The following is a 19,567-nucleotide window of genomic DNA, read 5'->3' as shown; positions in this document are numbered from 1 at the left end:
TTCTCCCCTTACACTGTCAGCACATGTACCAGACAGGGGGGCTTTTTACCCCAGTGTTCGTTGATGACGGCACGGACAGCGCGTCGCACCGACTCCGCCAGCGCGTCCGGATCGCGCCGCCGCGGCCGCGGCAGGCCCTCGATGGTCAAGACCACGGCATCGAAGACGATGTCGTCGAAGGCCTCGCCCGCCCTGTTCTTCTCGGGGATGCCGACGAGATCGACCTCGGGATCGTCGGCAAGCTCGCCCTGCTCCGTCATGGCGACGGCCACAAAGGCGCAGCCAGAAAAGGCCATGCGGCGGCGCTCGACCACTGCGCGGGATTTGGAGTCCTCCAGGATCGTGCCGTCCTTGTAGAGACGGCCCGACGGCACCTCGCCGACGATGCCGGGATCGCCGGGTCCGAGCCTGACCAGGTCGCCATTGCGGCAGACCAGCACGCGCGGCACGCCGGCGGCGCGCGCCAGCTTGGCGTGCTCATTCAAGTGCAGCGCCTCGCCGTGGACCGGGATCAGGAGCTGGGGCTTCACCCAGGAGATCAGATCGCGCAGCTCGTCGCGGCGGGGATGGCCGGAGACGTGGACCAGCGCGTCGCGGTCGGTGATCACCTCGACGCCCTGGAGCACCAGATTGTTGATGATCGAGCCGACGGCCTTCTCGTTGCCGGGGATGGTACGCGAGGAGAAGATGACACTGTCGCCGCGATTGAGCGTGATCTCGGGATGATCGTCATTGGCGATCCGCGCCAGCGCGGCACGCGGCTCGCCCTGGCTGCCGGTGCAGAGCGCCAGGACCTTGTCCTGGGGCAGATGGCCGTAGACCTCGGGCGAGCGGAAGTTCTGCACGCCGTCGAGATAACCGGTCTCGCGCGCGACCTGCACCACGCGCTCCATGGCGCGGCCGACCACGACGACCTCGCGATCGGCGGCTTTCGCAGCCTCGGCCACGGCTTTGACGCGGGCGACATTGGAGGCGAAGGTCGTCACCGCGACGCGGCCCTTGGCGGCCTTGACGAGATCGATGATGGTGCGGGCGACCTCGGCCTCCGACGGCGAGCGGCCGTCGCGCACCGCGTTGGTGGAATCGCCGATCAAGGCGAGCACGCCCTCCTCGCCGAGCTCGCGCAGCCGCTTCTCATCGGTCGGCGCGCCCAGCGTCGGGGTCGGATCGATCTTCCAGTCGCCGGTGTGCAGCACGGTGCCGGCCTCGGTGCGGATCGCAAGCGCGTGCGCTTCGGGAATGGAGTGCGCAACCGGGATGAACTCGACGTTGAACGGGCCGACATCGACGCGGCCACCGGACGGGATCACCGTGACGGGAATCTCAGGCGCATTGCGCTCGGCGGCGCATTTGGCCTCGAACAGCGCGGCGCTGAACTTGGTCGCGTAGATCGGGCATTTCAGCCTTGGCCAGAGGTCGATGATCGCACCGAAATGGTCCTCATGGGCGTGGGTGAGCACCAGGCCCATCAGGTTCTTGCGTTCCTTCTCCAGGAAGGAGATGTCCGGCATGATCAAGTCGATGCCGGGCAGATGCTCCTCGTCGCCGAAGGAGACGCCGAGATCGACCGCGAGCCAGGCGCGCTGCTGGCGGTTGCCGAGACCGTAGATCGACAGATTCATGCCGATCTCGCCGACGCCGCCGAGCGGCGCAAACACCAATTCGTCGGGCTTCGCCATCACGCAGCTCCCACCGAGCGGACCGGGCCAAAGAACACCTCGCCCGCCGCTACCGGCACAAGCCGGCCTTCCGCAGTGCGTACGATCAGGCAGCCGGTGTCGTCGATGCTGTCGAAAATGCCTTCCAGTGTCATCGTTCCCGTCTGGATAGCGACCCGCTCCCCGAGCCCGGCGGCGCGTTCGAGCCAGAGCTTGCGGATCTCGGCAAAGCCGCGGCCATTGTCCCAGATGCCGCGGAACTCGACCCAGGCATCGGAGAGCGCCGAGAACAGCTCCTCTGCGCTGATCTGGACGCCGAGCGCAGCGAGCGACACCGCAGGCGTCGGCGTGCCCTCCGGCGCGGCCACGACATTGGTGCCCATGCCGGCGACGACGGCCAGCCTGTCGCCGATGGCCTCGGCGTCCAGTGCGATGCCGACCAGCTTCTTGCCGCCGGCGAGCACGTCGTTCGGCCATTTCAGGGCGTAGCGGGGACGGCCCTCGCCGAGGCGCAGCGCGGCTTCGAGGCTCACCTTCTCCAGCGCCGCCTCTTGCGCCAGCCCGGCGGCAAAGCCGAGCGTGGCCGCGACAGCGGGCGCGACGTCCATGACTTCGAGGATGCTGGCCGCGAGATTGCCCTTGGGCGCGATCCAGGCGCGCTGGCGACGGCCGCGGCCGGCGGTCTGCTCTGATGTGACGAACCACATCGGGCCGCGTTCGCCGGCCCGGGCGTGCTCGATCGCGTCGGTATTGGTCGAGCCGGTCCGTTCGAAAGCCGCGAGCTTGTAGCCCGCGGCTTGTGCACGAGGACCGAGCGCGAATCCCATCCTAGAACAACGACTTTGCCGCGGCGGAGGCGATGCTCACCACGGGACCCGCGAACAGCGCGAACAGCAGGTTGAAAAGACCCGCGACCGCCAGCACCGTGCGCACCTCGATGCGGACGGGATCGACCTGGCCGGCCGGTTCGTCGAAATACATCGTCTTGACGATGGCGAGATAATAGTAGGCGCCAACGACGCTGGTCAGCACGCCGATCACGGCGAGCGTGAACAGGTTGGCCTTGATCGCCGCGACGAAGACGTACCATTTGGCGAAGAAGCCGGCGAGCGGCGGGATGCCGGCGAGCGAGAACAGCAGCATCGCGAACATGAAGGCCAGCAGCGGATTGGTCCGCGACAGGCCCGCGAAATCACTGATCTGCTCCACGGCCTGGCCGTTCCGCTTCATCGCGAGGATGATCGAGAACGAGCCGAGCGTCATCGCGACATAGATCACGATGTACATCAGGACGCCCTGCGCGCCCTCGACCGTGCCGGAGGCGAGGCCGACCAGCGCGAAGCCCATGTGGCCGATCGAGGAATACGCCATCAGGCGCTTGATGTTGGTCTGGCCGATCGCGGCGAAGGAGCCGAGCGCCATCGAAGCGATTGCGACGAACACCAGGATCTGCTGCCACTGCGAGACGATGCCGGGGAATGCCGTCAGCGTGACGCGGGTGAAGACGGCGAGCGCGGCCACCTTCGGCGCCGAGGCGAAGAAGGCGGTGACCGGCGTCGGCGCGCCCTCATAGACGTCCGGCGTCCACATGTGGAACGGCACGGCCGAGACCTTGAAGCAGAGGCCCGCCAGCAGGAAGACGAGGCCGAAGACGAGGCCGACATTGGAGATCGTCGCGGCCGAGGCGATGCCGGTGAAGCTGACCGTGCCGGTGAAGCCATAGACCAGCGAGGAGCCGTACAGCAGCATGCCCGAGGACAGCGCGCCGAGCACGAAATACTTCAGACCCGCTTCGGTCGACTTGGCGTTGTCGCGGTTCGAGGCTGCCACGACGTAAAGCGCGAGCGACATCAGTTCGAGCCCGAGATAGAGCGAGATCAGGTCGCCGGCCGAGATCAGCACCATCATGCCGAGGGTCGAGAGCAGCACCAGGATGGCGTATTCGAATATCCGGCGCGAGGGATCGGACAGGAATTCGGTCGACAGCACCAGCGTCACCGCCGAGCCGATCAGGGCCAGAATCTTCATGAAGCGGGCGAAGTCGTCGACGATGAAGCTGCCGCCGAAGGTCACCTGCTTGCCCGCGGGCTGCATGTAGACGAGCGCGCCGACCACGATCAGCAGCACCACCGCCAGCGAGGTGACGGTCTTGGTCGTCTTCTGCCCGCGATAGGCGCCCAGCATCAGCAGCGCCATGGCGCCGACCGCGAGCACGAGCTCGGGCAGCACCGGCGCCAATTGATATCCTGCAGTCTCAAAGCTCATGGCGATATCCTGACCTGCCCGCTCACTGGAGCAGTGCGGCGGCCTTCACGGCCGACACGGCGGTGTTGTAATTGTTGACGAGTTGCTGGACCGAGGCGGCCGACATGTCGAGCACGGGCTTCGGATAGACGCCGAACAGGATCGTCAGCGCGATCAGCGGGAACAGCGTCACGCATTCGCGCAAGGTGAGATCCTTCATGCTCGCCAGCGATGGCTTGACCAGCGCCCCGAACACGACCTTGCGGTAGAGCCACAGCGCGTAACCCGCCGACAGGATGACACCGAAGGTCGCGAAGAACGCGGTCGGGATCGAGACCTTGAAGGTGCCGAGCAGCGTCATGAACTCGCCGACGAAGCCGCTCGTGCCGGGCAGACCGACATTGGCCATGGTGAAGACCATGAAGGTCAGCGCGTAGAGTGGCATCCGGTTGACGAGGCCGCCGTAGGCCGCGATCTCGCGGGTGTGCAGGCGGTCGTAGACGACGCCGACGCAGAGGAACAGCGCGCCGGAGACGATGCCGTGCGAGATCATCTGGAACATGCCGCCGGCGACGCCCTGCATGGTGCCGGCGAAGATGCCCATGGTGACGAATCCCATATGCGCCACCGACGAGTACGCGATCAGCTTCTTCATGTCCTCCTGCATCAGGGCCACCAGCGAGGTGTAGATGATGGCGATGGCCGAGAGCGTGAAGACCAGCGGCGCGAAGTCGTGCGAGGCCAGCGGGAACATCGGCAGCGAGAAGCGCAGGAAGCCGTAGCCGCCCATCTTCAGCAGGATCGCGGCCAGGACCACCGAGCCCGCGGTTGGCGCCTCGACGTGCGCGTCCGGCAGCCAGGTGTGCACCGGCCACATCGGCATCTTCACCGCGAACGAGGCGAAGAAGGCGAGCCACGCCCAGGTCTGCAGCGACCGCGGCACGGCGGTATGCATCAGCGTCGGGATGTCGGTGGTGCCGCCGTTCCAGTACAGCGCCATGATGGCGAGCAGCATCAGGACCGAGCCGAGCAGCGTGTAGAGGAAGAACTTGAACGACGCATAGACCCGGCGCGGACCGCCCCAGACGCCGATGATCAGGAACATCGGAATCAGGCCGCCCTCGAAGAACAGGTAGAACAGCACGAGATCGAGCGCCGAGAAGGTGCCGATCATCAGCGTTTCCAGGATCAGGAACGCCATCATGTATTCGCGGACGCGGTTGGTGACCGCCTTCCAGCTCGCGATGATGCAGAACGGCATGATCGCGGTGGTCAGGATCACCAGCGGCAGCGAGATGCCGTCGACGCCCATGTGATAGGTGATACCGGTGGCGAGCCAGTTCGCCTTCTCGACGAACTGGAAGTCGGGGTTTGCGGGATCGAAGCGCATGACCAGGATCACGGACACCCCGAAGGTGATCAGCGTGGTCCAGAGCGCGATCCAGCGCGAATTGCGCTTGGCTGCCTCGTCGTCGCCGCGGCTGAGATAAACGATCAGCGCACCGACCAAAGGCAGGAACGTCGTGACCGAAAGGATGGGCCAGGTCGTCATTTACTGGCCTCCAAAGCCGAACATGAACCAGGTAATCAGGCCGGCGGCGCCGATCAGCATGGCGAAGGCGTAGTGATAGAGATAGCCGGTCTGAATCTTCACGACATTGCGGGTGACGTCCAGCACGCGGGCGGAGACGCCGTCGGGGCCCAGGCCGTCGATGATGAAACCGTCGCCCTTCTTCCAGAGCTGGTAGCCGAGCCACTTCGCCGGACGGACAAAGATGAAGTCGTAGAGCTCGTCGAAGTACCATTTGTTGAGCAGGAATTGGTACAGCATCGGCTGCGTGGTCGCGAGCTCGACTGGCAGGTAAGGCCGGCGGATGTAGAACAGGTACGACACCAGGAAGCCCAGCACCATCATCACCGTCGGCAGCAACGCGATGGCCTGCGGAATGTGGTGCATCTCCTCGATGATGTGCGGGTTCATCTTCACGGATTCGCGGAAGAACTCCTCGATGCCATGGCCGGCGAACAGCTCCTTGAACGGCAGACCGGCGACGAACGAGCCGACCGCGAGCACGCCGATCGGGATCAGCATCCAGATCGGAGCCTCATGCGCGGCCTCGTAGTGATGCTCGTCATGCGGCTCGCCGTGGAAGGTCTTGAAGATCAGGCGCCAGGAGTAGAACGAGGTCAGGCCGGCGGCGACGACCGTCATCAGGAAGCCGTACATCGCGAACGGATTGTGCGCGGCGTAGGCGGATTCGATGATCGCGTCCTTGGAGAAATAGCCGGCCGTGAGCGGGAAGCCGGTCAGCGCCAGCGTGCCGACCACCATCACCGCATAGGTGTAAGGGATCTTCTTCCAGAGGCCGCCCATGTTGCGGATGTCCTGCTCGTGGTGCATCGCGTAGATCACCGAGCCGGAGCCTAAGAACAGCAGCGCCTTGAAGAAGGCGTGCGTGAACAGATGGAACATGCCGACCGAATAGGCCCCCGCTCCCATCGCCACGAACATGTAGCCGAGCTGCGAACAGGTCGAATAGGCGACGATCCGCTTGATGTCGTTCTGGACGAGGCCGATGGTCGCCGCGAAGAACGCCGTGGTGGCGCCGAAGAACATCACGACGGCCTGCGCATTCGGAGCGAGCTCGAACAGCGGCGACAGACGCGCCACCATGAACACGCCGGCGGTGACCATGGTCGCGGCATGGATCAGCGCCGAGACCGGGGTCGGGCCTTCCATCGCGTCAGGCAACCAGGTGTGCAGCAGGAACTGCGCCGACTTGCCCATCGCGCCCATGAACAACAGGAGGCAGGTCAGGGTCAGCGCGTCGGCGTGCCAGCCGAGGAAGTTGATGGTCTTGCCGGTGAGACCCGGCGCGGCATGGAAGATGGTCTCGAAATCGGTCGAGCCGACCAGCATGAAGATCGCGAAGATGCCGAGCGCAAAACCAAAGTCGCCAACGCGGTTGACGACGAAGGCCTTGATGGCGGCCGCGTTCGCCGACGGCTTCTGGTACCAGAAGCCGATCAGCAGGTAGCTGGCGAGGCCCACGCCTTCCCAGCCGAAGAACAGCTGCACGAGGTTGTCCGCCGTCACCAGCATCAGCATGGCGAAGGTGAACAGCGAGAGATAGCCGAAGAAGCGCGGCCGGTTCGGATCCTCGTCCATGTAGCCGATGGAATAGAGGTGCACGAGCGAGGAAACGGTCGTCACCACCACCAGCATCACGGCGGTGAGCGTGTCGACGCGCAGCGTCCACCAGACCTGGAGGTCGCCGGAGAAGATCCAGGGCAGCAGCTGGATCCTGTAGTCGTGGTGCATGAAGCCGACGTCGACCAGCGTCATCCAGGACAGCGCCGCCGAGACGAACAGCAGCGCCGTGGTGATCAGCTCGGCGCCGCGCGAGCCGGCGGCAGGCGGCTCGGCCGGACCATGGCCGTGGTCGTCGTGCCCGTCGCCGGGCTCGTGATGGGTCTCGTGGATGACCGACGCATCCTGGTTGATCGTATCGGACGCATGGGCATTGGCATGGACATGGGCATGCCCATGTCCATGGTCGCCGTGATGATCGAGCTCGTCGCCGGAGGGATTGCGGGCATGCGCGCCGAACAGCGCGATCAGGCCAGCCAGAATGGCGCCCAGCAGAGGCAGAAAGACAATTGCCTGAACCATGACTGAGCTCAGCCCTTCATCAGATTGACGTCCTCAACCGCGATCGAGCCGCGGTTGCGGAAATAGACCACCAGGATGGCGAGACCGATCGCGGCTTCGGCGGCCGCAACGGTGAGCACCAGAAGCGCGAAGACCTGGCCGACGATGTCGCCGAGGAAGGTCGAGAACGCGACGAGGTTGATGTTGACCGAGAGCAGGATCAGCTCGATCGACATCAGGATGACGATGATGTTCTTGCGGTTCAGGAAGATGCCGAGGATGCCGAGCGTGAACAGGATCGCGCCGACCGCCAGATAGTGTCCGAGCCCGATCGTCATTTCACCCACTCCGCCGCATCCGCGTCCGAGAGCCCCTGCCCCGGCGCCACCTTGCGCATCGCCATCGCCATTTCAGGCGTGCGCGCGTTCTGAACGTTGATGTCCTGCCGCTTCACGCTCGCCTTGTGGCGCAGCGTCAGCACGATGGCGCCGATCATGGCGACCAGCAGCACCATGCCCGAGAGCTGGAAGTAGTGGATGTACTTCGTATAGAGCACGAGGCCGAGCGCCTCGGTGTTGGAAACATTGGCCGGGATCGGTGACGTGATGGTCTTGCTCACAGTCGGGTTGATGATCCAGGCACCGACGGTCAGCAGCAGCTCGAACAGGAAAATGCCGCCGATCACGAGACCGACCGGCAGATACTGGATGAAGCCTTCGCGGAGCTCGATGAAGTCGACGTCGAGCATCATGATCACGAACAGGAACAGGACCGCGACCGCGCCGACATAGACGACGATCAGCATCATGCCGAGGAATTCGGCGCCCATCAGCACGAACAGGCCGGAGGCGTTGACGAAGGCCAGGATCAGGTACAGCACGGAGTGCACGGGATTGCGCGAGACAATCACCATCACCGCCGAGGCGACGCAGACGCCGGCGAAGAGATAGAAGAACAGCGCGGGAAGGATCATGCCCTCACCTCACCGGTACGGCGCATCGAGCTCGATCGCTTTCGCGATCTCGCGTTCCCAGCGGTCGCCGTTAGCGAGCAGCTTGGCCTTGTCATAGAACAGTTCCTCGCGGGTCTCGGTCGCGAACTCGAAGTTCGGACCTTCGACGATGGCGTCGACCGGACAGGCCTCCTGGCAGAGGCCGCAATAGATGCACTTCACCATGTCGATGTCGTAGCGCACGGTGCGGCGGGTGCCATCGTTGCGGCGCGGGCCGGCTTCGATGGTGATGGCCTGCGCCGGGCAGACCGCTTCGCACAGCTTGCAGGCGATGCAGCGTTCCTCGCCGTTCGGATAGCGGCGCAGCGCATGCTCGCCGCGGAAGCGCGGCGAGATTGGGCCCTTCTCGAACGGATAGTTCAGCGTCGGCTTCGGCTGGAAGAAATAGCGCATGGCGAGGAAGAACGCCGAGACGAATTCCGACAGCAGAAGCGAGCGTGCGGTGGCGTTGATGTTGATACCCATGACGGACCTCACTTCGGCGCGATGCCGGCGAATTGCAGCACGCCGGCCACCACGATCACCATCGCCAGCGACAGCGGCAGGAACACCTTCCAGCCGAGGCGCATCAGTTGATCGTAGCGGTAGCGCGGCACGATCGCCTTCGCCATCGCGAACAGGAAGAACATGAAGAACAGCTTCAGCGAGAACCAGATGATCCCCGGCACCCAGTTGAAGGGCGGCAGGTCGACGGGCGGCAGCCAGCCGCCGAGGAACAGGATCGTCGCCAGCGCGCACATCGTGACGATCGCGACGTACTCGCCGAGCATGAACAAGAGGTACGGCGTCGAGCCGTATTCGACCATGAAGCCGGCCACCAGCTCGGACTCCGCTTCGACGAGGTCGAAGGGCGGACGGTTGGTTTCCGCCAGCGCCGAGACGTAGAACACCACGAACATCGGGAACAGCGGCCAGACGTACCAGTTCAGGATCGTGAGCTGCGGCAACCCGATCAGGCTGGCAAGGCCGCGCACATGCTGGGCCTCGACCACGGCCGACAGGTTCAGCGTGCCGGCGCAGAGCAGCACGGTGATGATGACGAAGCCGATCGAGACTTCGTAGGACACCATCTGCGCCGCCGAGCGCAGCGCGGCCAGGAACGGGTATTTCGAGTTCGACGACCAGCCGGCCATGATGATGCCGTAGATCGACAGCGACGAGATCGCGAAGATGAAGAGGACGCCGACATTGATGTCGGCGATCACCCAGCCGAGATTGGTCGGGATCACCGCCCAGGCGGCAAGGGCCAGCACGCACGACACCAGCGGGGCCAGCAGGAACACGCCCTTGTTGGCGCCGGCCGGGATGATCGGCTCCTTCAGCACGAATTTGAGCAGGTCCGCGAAGGATTGCAGCAGGCCCCAGGGACCGACCACGTTCGGGCCGCGGCGGATCTGCACTGCCGCCCAGATCTTGCGATCCGCGAGCAGGATGTAGGCGATCGCCACCAGGAGGACGACGAGCACCAGGACGCTCTGCGCGACCATGATGATCAGCGGCCAGAGGAACCCGGTCCAGAATGCGCTTTCGAAGAATGCCATCAGATCACGCTCACTCCGCTGCGGTCAGCATATGCCCGGAGGCGAGGCGCGAGCATTCCGCCATCACGGCAGAGGCACGCGCGATTGGGTTGGTCAGGTAGAAATCCTCGACCAGCGGCTTGAACGGCGCCTTCTCGGGCGAGCCGCCCTTCCCCGCCAGCTTCTTGATCTGGTCGGCGGAACTGGCCTCGATCTGGTCAAGACGGATCAGGTGCGGCACGGCCTTGAAGATCACCTGCCGCAAGGCGGCCAGCGAATCGTAGCCAAGCTTCTTGCCGAGCGCTTCCGACAGCGCGCGGATGATCGCCCAGTCCTCGCGGGCTTCGCCCGGCGGGAATGCGGCGCGCCCGGTCATCTGCACGCGGCCTTCGGTGTTGACGTAGATCGCGGACTTCTCCGTGTAAGCCGCCGCCGGCAGGATCACGTCGGCGCGGTGCGCGCCGCGATCGCCATGGGTGCCGATATAGACGACGAAGGTACCATCCGGCGCCTTGATCTCGTCGGCGCCGAGCAGGAACAGCAAGTCCAGCGTGCCGAACGTCGTCATCTGCGCCGCGTTCAAGCCGCCTGTGGTGGCGGCAAAGCCGATGTCGAGCGCGCCGACGCGCGAGGCGCTCTCATGCAGCACGCCAAAGCCGTTCCAGCCGTCCTTGACCGCGCCGACATCGAGCGCGAGCTTGGCGCTGGCAGCGAGAATGGCGGCGCCATCGTGGCGGGAGGCTGCCCCCGCGCCGACCAGGATGATCGGGTTCTTGGCGTTCTTCAGCACGTCCATGAAGGAGTGCTTGCCGGCCGCGAGTTCGCCGAGCGTGTCAGTGCCTGCGCCGAGATGATCGTAATCGTAGGTCAGATCGGGCTTGGGACCGATGACGCCGACCTTGAAGCCGCCGGCACGCCAGCGCTTGCGGATGCGGGCGTTGAACACGGCCGCCTCCTTCCGCGGATTGGCACCGATGATCAGCAGAGCGTCGGCCTGCTCGACGCCTGCGAGCGTCGGATTGAAGATGTAGGAGCCGCGGCCGAGCGCAGGATCGAAGGCGTCGCCACCCTGCACCGCCAGATTGGCCGAGCCGTACTTGGTCAGCAGGTCCTTCAGCGCGAACATCTCCTCGACGCCGGCGAGATCGCCAGCGATCGCGCCGATGCGCTTGCCGTCGGTGCGCGCGGCCTTGGACGCGATGGCGGCAAAGGCCTCGGGCCAAGTCGCCGCACGCAGCTTGCCGGCTTCGCGAATATAGGGTCGGTCGAGACGCTGGGTGCGCAAGCCGTCGACGACGTGGCGGGTCTTGTCGGAGATCCACTCCTCGTTCACGGCCTCGTTGATGCGCGGCAGAATGCGCATCACCTCGCGGCCGCGCGTGTCGACGCGGATCGCAGAGCCGACGCCGTCCATGACGTCGATCGACTGGGTCTTTCCGAGCTCCCAGGGCCGCGCCGCGAAGGCATAAGGCTTCGAGGTCAGCGCACCGACCGGGCAGATGTCGACGAGGTTGCCCTGCAATTCCGAGGTCAGCGCGTGCTCGAGATAGGTCGTGATCTCCATGTCCTCGCCGCGGCCGGTGGCGCCCATCTCGGGCGCGCCGGCGACTTCCGCCGAGAAGCGGACGCAGCGCGTGCACTGGATGCAGCGGTTCATCGAGGTCTTGACCAGCGCGCCGAGATATTTGTCCTCGACCGCGCGCTTGTTCTCGGCGAAGCGGCTGGTGTCGACACCATAGCCCATCGCCTGGTCCTGCAGGTCGCACTCGCCGCCCTGGTCGCAGATCGGGCAATCCAGCGGATGGTTGATGAGCAGGAACTCCATCACGCCTTCGCGCGCCTTCTTCACCATCGGCGAACGGGTGGAGATCTCCGGCGGCTCGCCCTTGGGACCCGGACGGCAGTCGCGCACGCCCCAGGCGCAGCTCGCGACCGGCTTCGGGCCGCCCTTCACCTCGACGAGGCACATCCGGCAATTGCCGGCGATCGACAGCCGCTCGTGATAGCAGAAGCGCGGAATCTCGGCGCCCGCGGCCTCGCACGCCTGAAGCAGCGTGTATTCGGCGGGCACATCGATCTCTTTGCCGTCGATGATGAGCTTGGTCATTCTTCCTACTCCGCCGCGACCATGTTCACGGGATCGCGGACGCCGGCATCGTCGATGTCGGCCTTGTGCGAATATTGGTCGATGCGCGCTTCGATCTCGTGACGGAAATGCGCGATCAGGCCCTGGATCGGCCATGCCGCTGCATCGCCGAGCGCGCAGATGGTGTGGCCTTCGACCTGCTTCGTCACTTCGAGGAGCATGTCGATCTCGCGCTTGTGGGCGCGGCCCTCGGCCATGCGGGTGAGCACGCGCCACATCCAGCCCGTGCCCTCGCGGCACGGCGTGCACTGGCCGCAGCTCTCATGCTTGTAGAAATAGGAGATGCGGGCAATCGCACGGATCAGATCGGTCGACTTGTCCATCACGATGACGGCGGCGGTGCCGAGACCCGAGCGCAGCTTGCTCAAGCTATCGAAATCCATCGGCGTGTCGATGATCTGCTCGGCCGGTACCATGCGCACCGACGAGCCGCCGGGGATCACGGCCTTGAGGTTGTCCCAGCCGCCGCGGATGCCGCCGCAATGCTTCTCGATCAGCTCACGGAACGGAATGCCCATGGCCTCTTCGACGTTGCAGGGCCGCTCGACATGGCCGGAGATGCAGAACAGCTTGGTGCCGACATTGTTCGGGCGGCCGATGCCGGCGAACCAGGCCGCGCCGCGGCGCAGGATGTCCGGCGCGACCGCAATCGACTCGACGTTGTTGACGGTGGTCGGGCAGCCGAACAGGCCGACATTGGCCGGGAACGGCGGCTTCAGACGCGGCTGGCCCTTCTTTCCTTCGAGGCTTTCGAGCAGCGCGGTCTCCTCGCCGCAGATATAGGCGCCGGCGCCGTGGGCGACGTAGATGTCGAACGGCCAGCCGTTGACGTTGTCCTTGCCGACCAGCTTGGCGTCATAGGCCTGGTCGATCGCAGCCTGGAGATGCTCGCGCTCGCGGATGAACTCGCCGCGGACATAGATGTAGCAGGTGTGCGCGTTCATCGCGCAGCTTGCGATCAGGCAGCCCTCGATCAGGAGATGCGGATCGTGCCGCATGATCTCGCGATCCTTGCAGGTGCCAGGCTCGGACTCGTCGGCGTTGACGACGAGATAGCTCGGCCGGCCGTCGGTCGATTCCTTCGGCATGAAAGACCATTTCAGGCCGGTCGGGAAGCCGGCGCCGCCGCGGCCGCGCAGGCCCGACGCCTTCATCTCGTTGATGATCCAATCGCGGCCCTTATCGATGATGTTCTTGGTGCCATCCCAGGCGCCGCGGCGCCGCGCGCCTTCGAGCCCCCAATCGTGGAGGCCGTAGAGGTTCTTGAAGATGCGGTCCTTGTCCTCGAGCATATCAGTGCTTTCCGATCAACGAATGGACTGCTTGTAGGCAAGTCCGGCGGCGCAGACGGCGAAGAACAGCGCCCAGAGCAGACTGGTCTCCTGCGAGGCGTTCATGAAGAAACGCTGCAGCATGAACATGAAGGCCGCCGCGATCGCGGCATGCATGGCGACGAAGCCCCATCTCTTCACGGCCGTGCTCCCTCCGATTGCGATGAGATCACGCATCAGGTGATCTCCTTGAGCGTGGTCGGTCCGGTGATCGGCGCCGAGAACTGGCGACCGTTCTGCGGGCCCGGCTTGGGCGGATTGCCCGAAGCGAAACCATCGAGCACCTTGCCGAAGCTTTCCTTGGTCAGGTCCTCGTAGGTATCCTTGCCGATCAGCACCATCGGCGCGTTCACGCAGGCGCCGAGACACTCCACCTCTTCCCAGCTGAAATTGCCGTCCTTGGAGAGATGGAAGGGCTCGTGATGGATGCGGTGCTCGCAGACGTGGATCAGGTCCTCGGCGCCGCGCAGGCGGCAGGGCGTGGTGCCGCAGACCTGGACGTGGGCCTTCTTGCCGACGGGAGCGAGCTGGAACATCGTGTAAAAGGTCGCAACTTCGAGCACGCGGATATAGGGCATGTCGAGCATGTCGGCGATGACGCGGATCGCGGCTTCCGAGACCCAGCCGTCGTGCTGTTCCTGCGCGCGCCAGAGGATGGCGATGACAGCGGAGGCCTGGCGTCCGGCCGGATATTTCGCGATCTGCTGCCGTGCGAATGCGAGGTTCTCCTCCGTGAACGCAAAGCTCGCGGGCTGGACTTCCTTCGGGGCTAATCGGCGAACGGACATCTCTTCAATCTCTCACTGCATGCGGCGCGCGGTTTTCGCATTCAGGGCTTCGATCCTGTCCTGCCAGAATGCGCTTGCGGTGCCGAAGACGTTGTAGCCGACATGGGTCGAGACCTTGATGCGGTCGAGGATCGACAGCTCAGTCACGGTCTCCATCCGGTTGCTGCGCGGATCGAACACGATCAGCTTCAGCGGGGTCTGTTCGAGGATGAAGCGCGACACCGCATGCGAGCGGTCGCTGCCGTGCTCCTCGCACATGATGACGCTGTCGGCCTGGAGCAGCCGGGCCCCGCCCTTGATCGCCTCGATCTCGACGCCCTCGACGTCGAGCTTGATCAGGTACTTGCCGCTGGCGGCGATCTTGCCGTCGTCGATCAGATTGTCGAGCGCGATGACCGGCACTTCCTCGCCGCCCGCCGACGCAGCGCCGGCGATGCTGAAGGCCTCGTGCTTGGTGCCCGAGAGGCGCGCGGTGCCGCGGGCCGCGCCGATCGCACACTTCATGGTCTCGAAGCGACCAGCGTTGATGCGGGCGTTGTTGGCGAGCTTCGGATAGTTCTGCCCCGACGGCTCGATCGCGATGGCCTTGTGCGCGCCGAACGGCCTGCTGGAGACCAGCACCGACCAATAGCCGTAATTGGCACCGCAATCGAGCAGCGTGTAGTCGACGTCGACGGAGTCCGCGAACAGCACTTCCAGCTCGTCTTCATAATTGTACGAGCGGTTGAGCAGCTTGCTCCAATAGCCGTCGCCATACGGGAATTCGAACACGGCGTCGGGATTGAGCCGGATCGCGATGTTGCGCTCGGGCAGCGTCTTCCGCAGCAGGTTCGCACAGGCGATGTAGCCCATATGCGAGAAGTGCGAGGAGATCTTCGAACCCGTCACCAGCGCCAAGGCAGCCGTCCGCTCCCACAGGTTGGCCCCTTCAAGGGCCCCCGAGGCGCGGTCGAACTGGATTGGCGCCTGCTGGCCCATCAGCGATCGACCTCTCCGAACACGATGTCGAGCGAGCCGAGGATCGCCGAGACGTCGGCGAGCAGATGACCGCGGCAGATGTGGTCCATGGCCTGCAGATGCGCGAAGCCCGGCGCGCGGATCTTGCACTTGTAGGGCTTGTTGGTGCCGTCAGAAACGAGATAGACGCCGAACTCGCCCTTGGGCGCCTCGACCGCGGCGTAGACCTCGCCGGCCGGCACGTGAACGCCTTCGGTGTAGAGCTTGAAGTGATGGATCAGCGCCTCCATCGAGCGCTTCATCTCGCCACGGCGCGGCGGCGCGACCTTGTTGTCCTCGACGACGACGGGGCCCTTCCCGTCCGGCGCGTTCAGCTTCTGGATGCACTGCTTCATGATGCGCACGGACTGGCGCATCTCTTCCATGCGGATCAGGTAACGGTCGTAGCAGTCGCCGTTCTTGCCGATCGGGATGTCGAAATCCATCTCGGCATAGCATTCATAAGGCTGCGACTTGCGCAGGTCCCAGGCCGCGCCGGAGCCGCGCACCATCACGCCCGAGAAGCCCCACTCCCAGGCTTCCTTGAGCGGCACCACGCCGATGTCGACGTTGCGCTGCTTGAAGATGCGATTGGCGGTGAGCAGCCGATCGAGGTCGTCCACGACTTTGAGGAACGGATCGCACCAGGCCTCGATGTCGTCGACCAGCTTCTGCGGCAGGTCCTGATGCACGCCGCCGACGCGGAAGTACGCCGCGTGCATGCGGCTGCCCGAGGCACGCTCGTAGAACACCATCAGCTTCTCGCGCTCTTCGAAGCCCCACAGCGGCGGGGTCAGCGCGCCGACGTCCATCGCCTGCGTGGTGACGTTGAGCAAATGCGACAGGATGCGGCCGATCTCGCAATAGAGCACGCGGATCAACTGGCCACGGCGCGGCACCTCGATGCCGAGCAGCTTCTCGGCGGCGAGGCAGAAGGCGTGCTCCTGGTTCATCGGCGCGACATAGTCGAGCCGGTCGAAGTAAGGGATCGCCTGCAGATAGGTCTTCTGCTCGATCAGCTTTTCGGTGCCGCGGTGAAGCAAGCCGATATGGGGATCGACGCGCGCGACGACCTCACCGTCCAATTCGAGCACGAGGCGCAACACACCATGGGCCGCCGGATGCTGCGGTCCGAAGTTGATTGTGAAATTGCGAAGCTGTTCGGTTTGCTCGTTCATGATCAGACCTTCGGCCCTGCTTTTTCATCGCCTGGCAGGACCGGATAATCGGCGCCTTCCCACGGTGACAAAAAATCGAACTTTCGGAATTCCTGGTTGAGCCGGACGGGCTCGTACACCACCCGCTTCTCCTGGTCGTCGTAGCGGACCTCGACGAAACCGGTCAGCGGGAAATCCTTGCGCAGCGGATGGCCCTCGAAACCGTAATCGGTGAGGATGCGGCGCATGTCGGGGTGGCCGACGAAGAATACGCCATAGAGGTCGTAGGCCTCGCGCTCGAACCAGTCCGCGCCCGGGAAGACGTCGATCAGCGACGGCACCTGCGTGGTCTCGTCCGCCTGCGCCCTCAGCCGAATCCGCGTGTTCAGCGTCGGGGACAGGAAATGATAGATCACGTCGAAACGCTTCTCGCGATCGGGATAGTCCACCGCCGTGATGTCGGTGAAATTGACGAAACGGCATTTCGGATCGTCGCGCAGGTACTTGACCACTTCGACGATCCTGGCGGCCTCGACGTCCACCGTGAGCTGGTTGAAGGCCACCGAGTGACCGGTGGCGGCGCCCGGCAGCGCGCTAACGATCGTCTGCCCCAGGGCGTCGAGCTTGGCGTCGTCCATGACGTAAAACCTTAGCGTTCGATGGTGCCGGTGCGGCGGATCTTCTTCTGCAGCAGCAGCACGCCGTAGAGCAGCGCTTCCGCCGTTGGCGGGCAGCCCGGCACGTAGATGTCGATCGGCACGATGCGGTCGCAGCCACGCACGACCGAGTAGGAATAGTGATAGTAGCCGCCGCCGTTGGCGCAGGAGCCCATCGAGATGACGTAGCGCGGCTCGGGCATCTGGTCGTAGACCTTGCGCAGAGCCGGGGCCATCTTGTTGGTCAGCGTGCCCGCGACGATCATCACGTCGGACTGGCGCGGCGAAGCACGCGGGGCGAAGCCGAAGCGCTCGACGTCGTAGCGCGGCATCGACACCTGCATCATCTCGACAGCGCAGCAGGCAAGACCGAAGGTCATCCACATCAGGGAGCCGGTGCGCGCCCAGGTGATGAGGTCGTCGGTCGCGGCCACGAAGAAGCCCTTGTCGGACAGCTCGGAATTGACCTCGAGGAAGAACGGATCATTGGCGCCGACCGGCCTGCCGGTCGACGGATCCAGAATGCCCTTGGGGGCCGGCGCGACGACCGGACCGGTGGACGATGCAGGGTTCAATCCCATTCGAGTGCTCCCTTCTTCCATTCATAGGCGAACCCGACCGTCAGCACGGCGAGGAACACCACCATGGACCAGAAGCCGGTCGCGCCAAGCTTGCCGAACGCCACCGCCCAGGGAAACAGGAACGCCACCTCGAGGTCGAAGATGATGAAGAGGATGGCGACCAGGTAGAAGCGCACGTCGAACTTCATGCGGGCGTCGTCGAACGCGTTGAAACCGCACTCATACGCCGACAGCTTTTCCGGGTCCGGCTGCTGGAACGCAACGATGAAGGGCGCGATCAGCAGCACGAGGCCGATGAGGCCAGCTACCCCTATAAAGACGACGAGTGGGAGATAGTTCTGCAGAATACCGCTCATTGACGAGCCCTTTTTCCCGCAGCCTCGGGACAGCCACGGATTCGTCCGGTTTGGAATTATTCTGAGCCTTAGCGCAGTGCACCAATGGGCGCAAGACACGCTCATTTTAGGCCCTTTGCGGCCTCCAGAACGGTGGAAACGCCGGAATCACCCCGCGCGCTGGTATGGAGCAGATCGCCTGCCCCAGCAAGGCCGGCCGCAATTTCGCAGGGCAGCGATCTGCGATTGCGGGCCGCGCGCCGCGCGGGCTATCGGCCCCGGGTCGGCTGCGAGAATGGCCGGGTTTTTTGGGTGCGGCAGCGCACCCAAGCCCAGGCCACGACCAGTACCGGCGCCCCGACCGTCACCCAGGCGACATACTGGCCGACCACGCCCCAGAGCAGCGCAGCCAGAAGCCCGACGATGGTCGCGGCCGCGAGCAGGATAGGTGCAGCAAAGACACGTATCCACAGGCGCGCGCGATCCGACGAGCCATGCATCACGACGGGACCGGGGCTCGTCTGGCGAATGTGTCGAGCCGCGCCGACGTCCGTTTCCGCCGTCGCGCCAGCCACAGATACAGGCCGCTGCCGATCACGATGATCGTGAGCAGGTCGAGCACGGCCCAGATCACCTTGAGCGGCATGCCGCCGTAGTCACCGAAATGCAGCGGCTGCGAGATCAACAGGGCCTGAAGATAGAGCGGCAGCGCCCTGCTGTCGGCAACCTCGCCGGTCTCGCCGTCGAGCAGGACCGGCTTGAGCAGGCGCGCCGTCAGTGCCGTGTCGCCGCGCATGAAGGCAGCAAAATGATGCGAGGAGGTGAACGGCGTGCCGGGAAACGCGATGAAGGCGACGTCCATGCCGGGGGCTGCCCCCTTCGCCCGGGCGACGACATCGTCGAGCGAGGCCAGATGCACGGGCGGCGGCTTGCCGGCATAGGGTGCGACCATGCTGGCGAGCTCCGTCGCCTTCCACTGGTTCAGCATCAGCTCGGCCCAGGTGTTGACGACGCCGGTCAGCCCGACCACCAGCGCCCAGGCCACCGTCACCACCCCGATCAGATTGTGCCAGTCGAGCCAGCGCACGCGGCGGGAGGCACGATCGCGGATGGTGGCAAAGCGCAGGCGGCGGGTGAACGGCCAATACAACACCACGCCCGAGACGATGGCGACGGCAAAGAGCAGACCCATCGCACCCAGAAACAATTTCCCCGCTTGGCCGGCGAACATGTCGGTGTGCAGCTTGAGCACGATCAGCATCGGCCCGACGCCAACCGGCCCGAGCAGCTTGGCCGAGACGGCGTCGAAGGCCCGCACCGTCGCATTGTCGGGAAGCCCGTCAGGCGCGTTGTTGGTGAAGGCCATCACGATCCCGGGCTCGTCCTTGTCCCAGGAGATATATTGCATGACCCGGCCGGGATCGGCGGCGAGCGCGGCGTCGGCGACGGCTTGCGGCGTCGCGCGCGCCGCGCTCGCATGAGCTTCGGGCT

19 protein-coding genes are annotated in these 19,567 nt (G+C 64.9%); all 19 read right to left on the bottom strand.

From position 1 onward, the window contains the following. Positions 1-8: 8 nt before the first annotated feature. Positions 9-1,679 carry a ribonuclease J gene (locus SE91_RS13265; protein ID WP_061847892.1) on the bottom strand — a complete coding sequence of 557 codons (1,671 nt, stop codon included), beginning with the start codon at positions 1,677-1,679 and terminating at the stop codon, positions 9-11. Then, positions 1,679-2,485 carry a biotin--[acetyl-CoA-carboxylase] ligase gene (locus SE91_RS13260; RefSeq protein ID WP_061847891.1) on the bottom strand — a complete coding sequence of 269 codons (807 nt, stop codon included), beginning with the start codon at positions 2,483-2,485 and terminating at the stop codon, positions 1,679-1,681. The genes SE91_RS13265 and SE91_RS13260 overlap by 1 nt, the downstream gene beginning before the upstream one ends. Before the next feature lies 1 nt (position 2,486). Continuing rightward, complete coding sequence (gene nuoN / locus SE91_RS13255) at positions 2,487-3,923, bottom strand: NADH-quinone oxidoreductase subunit NuoN (RefSeq protein WP_061847890.1); 1,437 nt, start codon at positions 3,921-3,923, stop codon at positions 2,487-2,489. Between the two features lie 22 nt (positions 3,924-3,945). Beyond that, complete coding sequence (locus SE91_RS13250; RefSeq protein WP_061847889.1) at positions 3,946-5,454, bottom strand: NADH-quinone oxidoreductase subunit M; 1,509 nt, start codon at positions 5,452-5,454, stop codon at positions 3,946-3,948. Then, positions 5,455-7,575 carry an NADH-quinone oxidoreductase subunit L gene (gene nuoL, locus SE91_RS13245; RefSeq protein WP_061847888.1) on the bottom strand — a complete coding sequence of 707 codons (2,121 nt, stop codon included), beginning with the start codon at positions 7,573-7,575 and terminating at the stop codon, positions 5,455-5,457. Between the two features lie 8 nt (positions 7,576-7,583). Beyond that, positions 7,584-7,892 carry an NADH-quinone oxidoreductase subunit NuoK gene (gene nuoK, locus SE91_RS13240; RefSeq protein ID WP_008547737.1) on the bottom strand — a complete coding sequence of 103 codons (309 nt, stop codon included), beginning with the start codon at positions 7,890-7,892 and terminating at the stop codon, positions 7,584-7,586. Then, the gene (locus SE91_RS13235; protein ID WP_060736208.1) at positions 7,889-8,527 is read right to left on the bottom strand and encodes an NADH-quinone oxidoreductase subunit J; all 639 of its coding nucleotides are present in this window, start codon (positions 8,525-8,527) and stop codon (positions 7,889-7,891) included. The genes nuoK and SE91_RS13235 overlap by 4 nt, the downstream gene beginning before the upstream one ends. Before the next feature lie 9 nt (positions 8,528-8,536). Continuing rightward, positions 8,537-9,025, bottom strand: coding sequence for an NADH-quinone oxidoreductase subunit NuoI (gene nuoI / locus SE91_RS13230; protein ID WP_026232873.1), 489 nt, complete (start codon positions 9,023-9,025; stop codon positions 8,537-8,539). A gap of 14 nt (positions 9,026-9,039) precedes the next feature. Then, positions 9,040-10,107, bottom strand: coding sequence for an NADH-quinone oxidoreductase subunit NuoH (gene nuoH / locus SE91_RS13225; protein WP_061847887.1), 1,068 nt, complete (start codon positions 10,105-10,107; stop codon positions 9,040-9,042). 10 nt (positions 10,108-10,117) lie between these two features. Beyond that, positions 10,118-12,193 carry an NADH-quinone oxidoreductase subunit NuoG gene (gene nuoG, locus SE91_RS13220; RefSeq protein WP_061847886.1) on the bottom strand — a complete coding sequence of 692 codons (2,076 nt, stop codon included), beginning with the start codon at positions 12,191-12,193 and terminating at the stop codon, positions 10,118-10,120. Between the two features lie 5 nt (positions 12,194-12,198). Beyond that, the gene (gene nuoF / locus SE91_RS13215) at positions 12,199-13,524 is read right to left on the bottom strand and encodes an NADH-quinone oxidoreductase subunit NuoF (protein ID WP_060736209.1); all 1,326 of its coding nucleotides are present in this window, start codon (positions 13,522-13,524) and stop codon (positions 12,199-12,201) included. Positions 13,525-13,539: 15 nt separating this feature from the next. After that, the gene (locus tag SE91_RS13210; RefSeq protein WP_061847885.1) at positions 13,540-13,740 is read right to left on the bottom strand and encodes a hypothetical protein; all 201 of its coding nucleotides are present in this window, start codon (positions 13,738-13,740) and stop codon (positions 13,540-13,542) included. Continuing rightward, positions 13,740-14,351 (bottom strand): NADH-quinone oxidoreductase subunit NuoE, encoded by a 612-nt coding sequence (gene nuoE, locus SE91_RS13205; RefSeq protein WP_060736210.1) that lies wholly within the window; start codon positions 14,349-14,351, stop codon positions 13,740-13,742. Before nuoE ends, SE91_RS13210 begins: the two co-directional genes overlap by 1 nt. A gap of 12 nt (positions 14,352-14,363) precedes the next feature. Beyond that, positions 14,364-15,329 (bottom strand): FkbM family methyltransferase, encoded by a 966-nt coding sequence (locus SE91_RS13200; protein WP_061847884.1) that lies wholly within the window; start codon positions 15,327-15,329, stop codon positions 14,364-14,366. Further along, entirely contained in the window at positions 15,329-16,525 is a 1,197-nt protein-coding gene (locus SE91_RS13195; RefSeq protein WP_061847883.1) for an NADH-quinone oxidoreductase subunit D, read from the bottom strand. The genes SE91_RS13200 and SE91_RS13195 overlap by 1 nt, the downstream gene beginning before the upstream one ends. Before the next feature lie 2 nt (positions 16,526-16,527). Beyond that, entirely contained in the window at positions 16,528-17,142 is a 615-nt protein-coding gene (locus tag SE91_RS13190; RefSeq protein ID WP_061847882.1) for an NADH-quinone oxidoreductase subunit C, read from the bottom strand. Between the two features lie 11 nt (positions 17,143-17,153). After that, positions 17,154-17,741: a NuoB/complex I 20 kDa subunit family protein gene (locus tag SE91_RS13185; RefSeq protein WP_061847881.1), complete on the bottom strand. Its 588-nt coding sequence runs from the start codon at positions 17,739-17,741 to the stop codon at positions 17,154-17,156. Continuing rightward, complete coding sequence (locus tag SE91_RS13180) at positions 17,732-18,097, bottom strand: NADH-quinone oxidoreductase subunit A (protein ID WP_008136158.1); 366 nt, start codon at positions 18,095-18,097, stop codon at positions 17,732-17,734. The genes SE91_RS13185 and SE91_RS13180 overlap by 10 nt, the downstream gene beginning before the upstream one ends. Before the next feature lie 478 nt (positions 18,098-18,575). Next, the coding region (locus SE91_RS13170; RefSeq protein WP_245318447.1) for a PepSY-associated TM helix domain-containing protein at positions 18,576-19,567 on the bottom strand (992 nt) is incomplete at its 5' end.

Source organism: Bradyrhizobium sp. DOA1 (assembly GCF_001593325.1).
In the GTDB taxonomy this organism is placed as follows: Bacteria; Pseudomonadota; Alphaproteobacteria; order Rhizobiales; family Xanthobacteraceae; genus Bradyrhizobium.
Note: the sequence above shows the minus strand (reverse complement) of the source record. Positions and strands in the feature narration are given on the sequence as shown.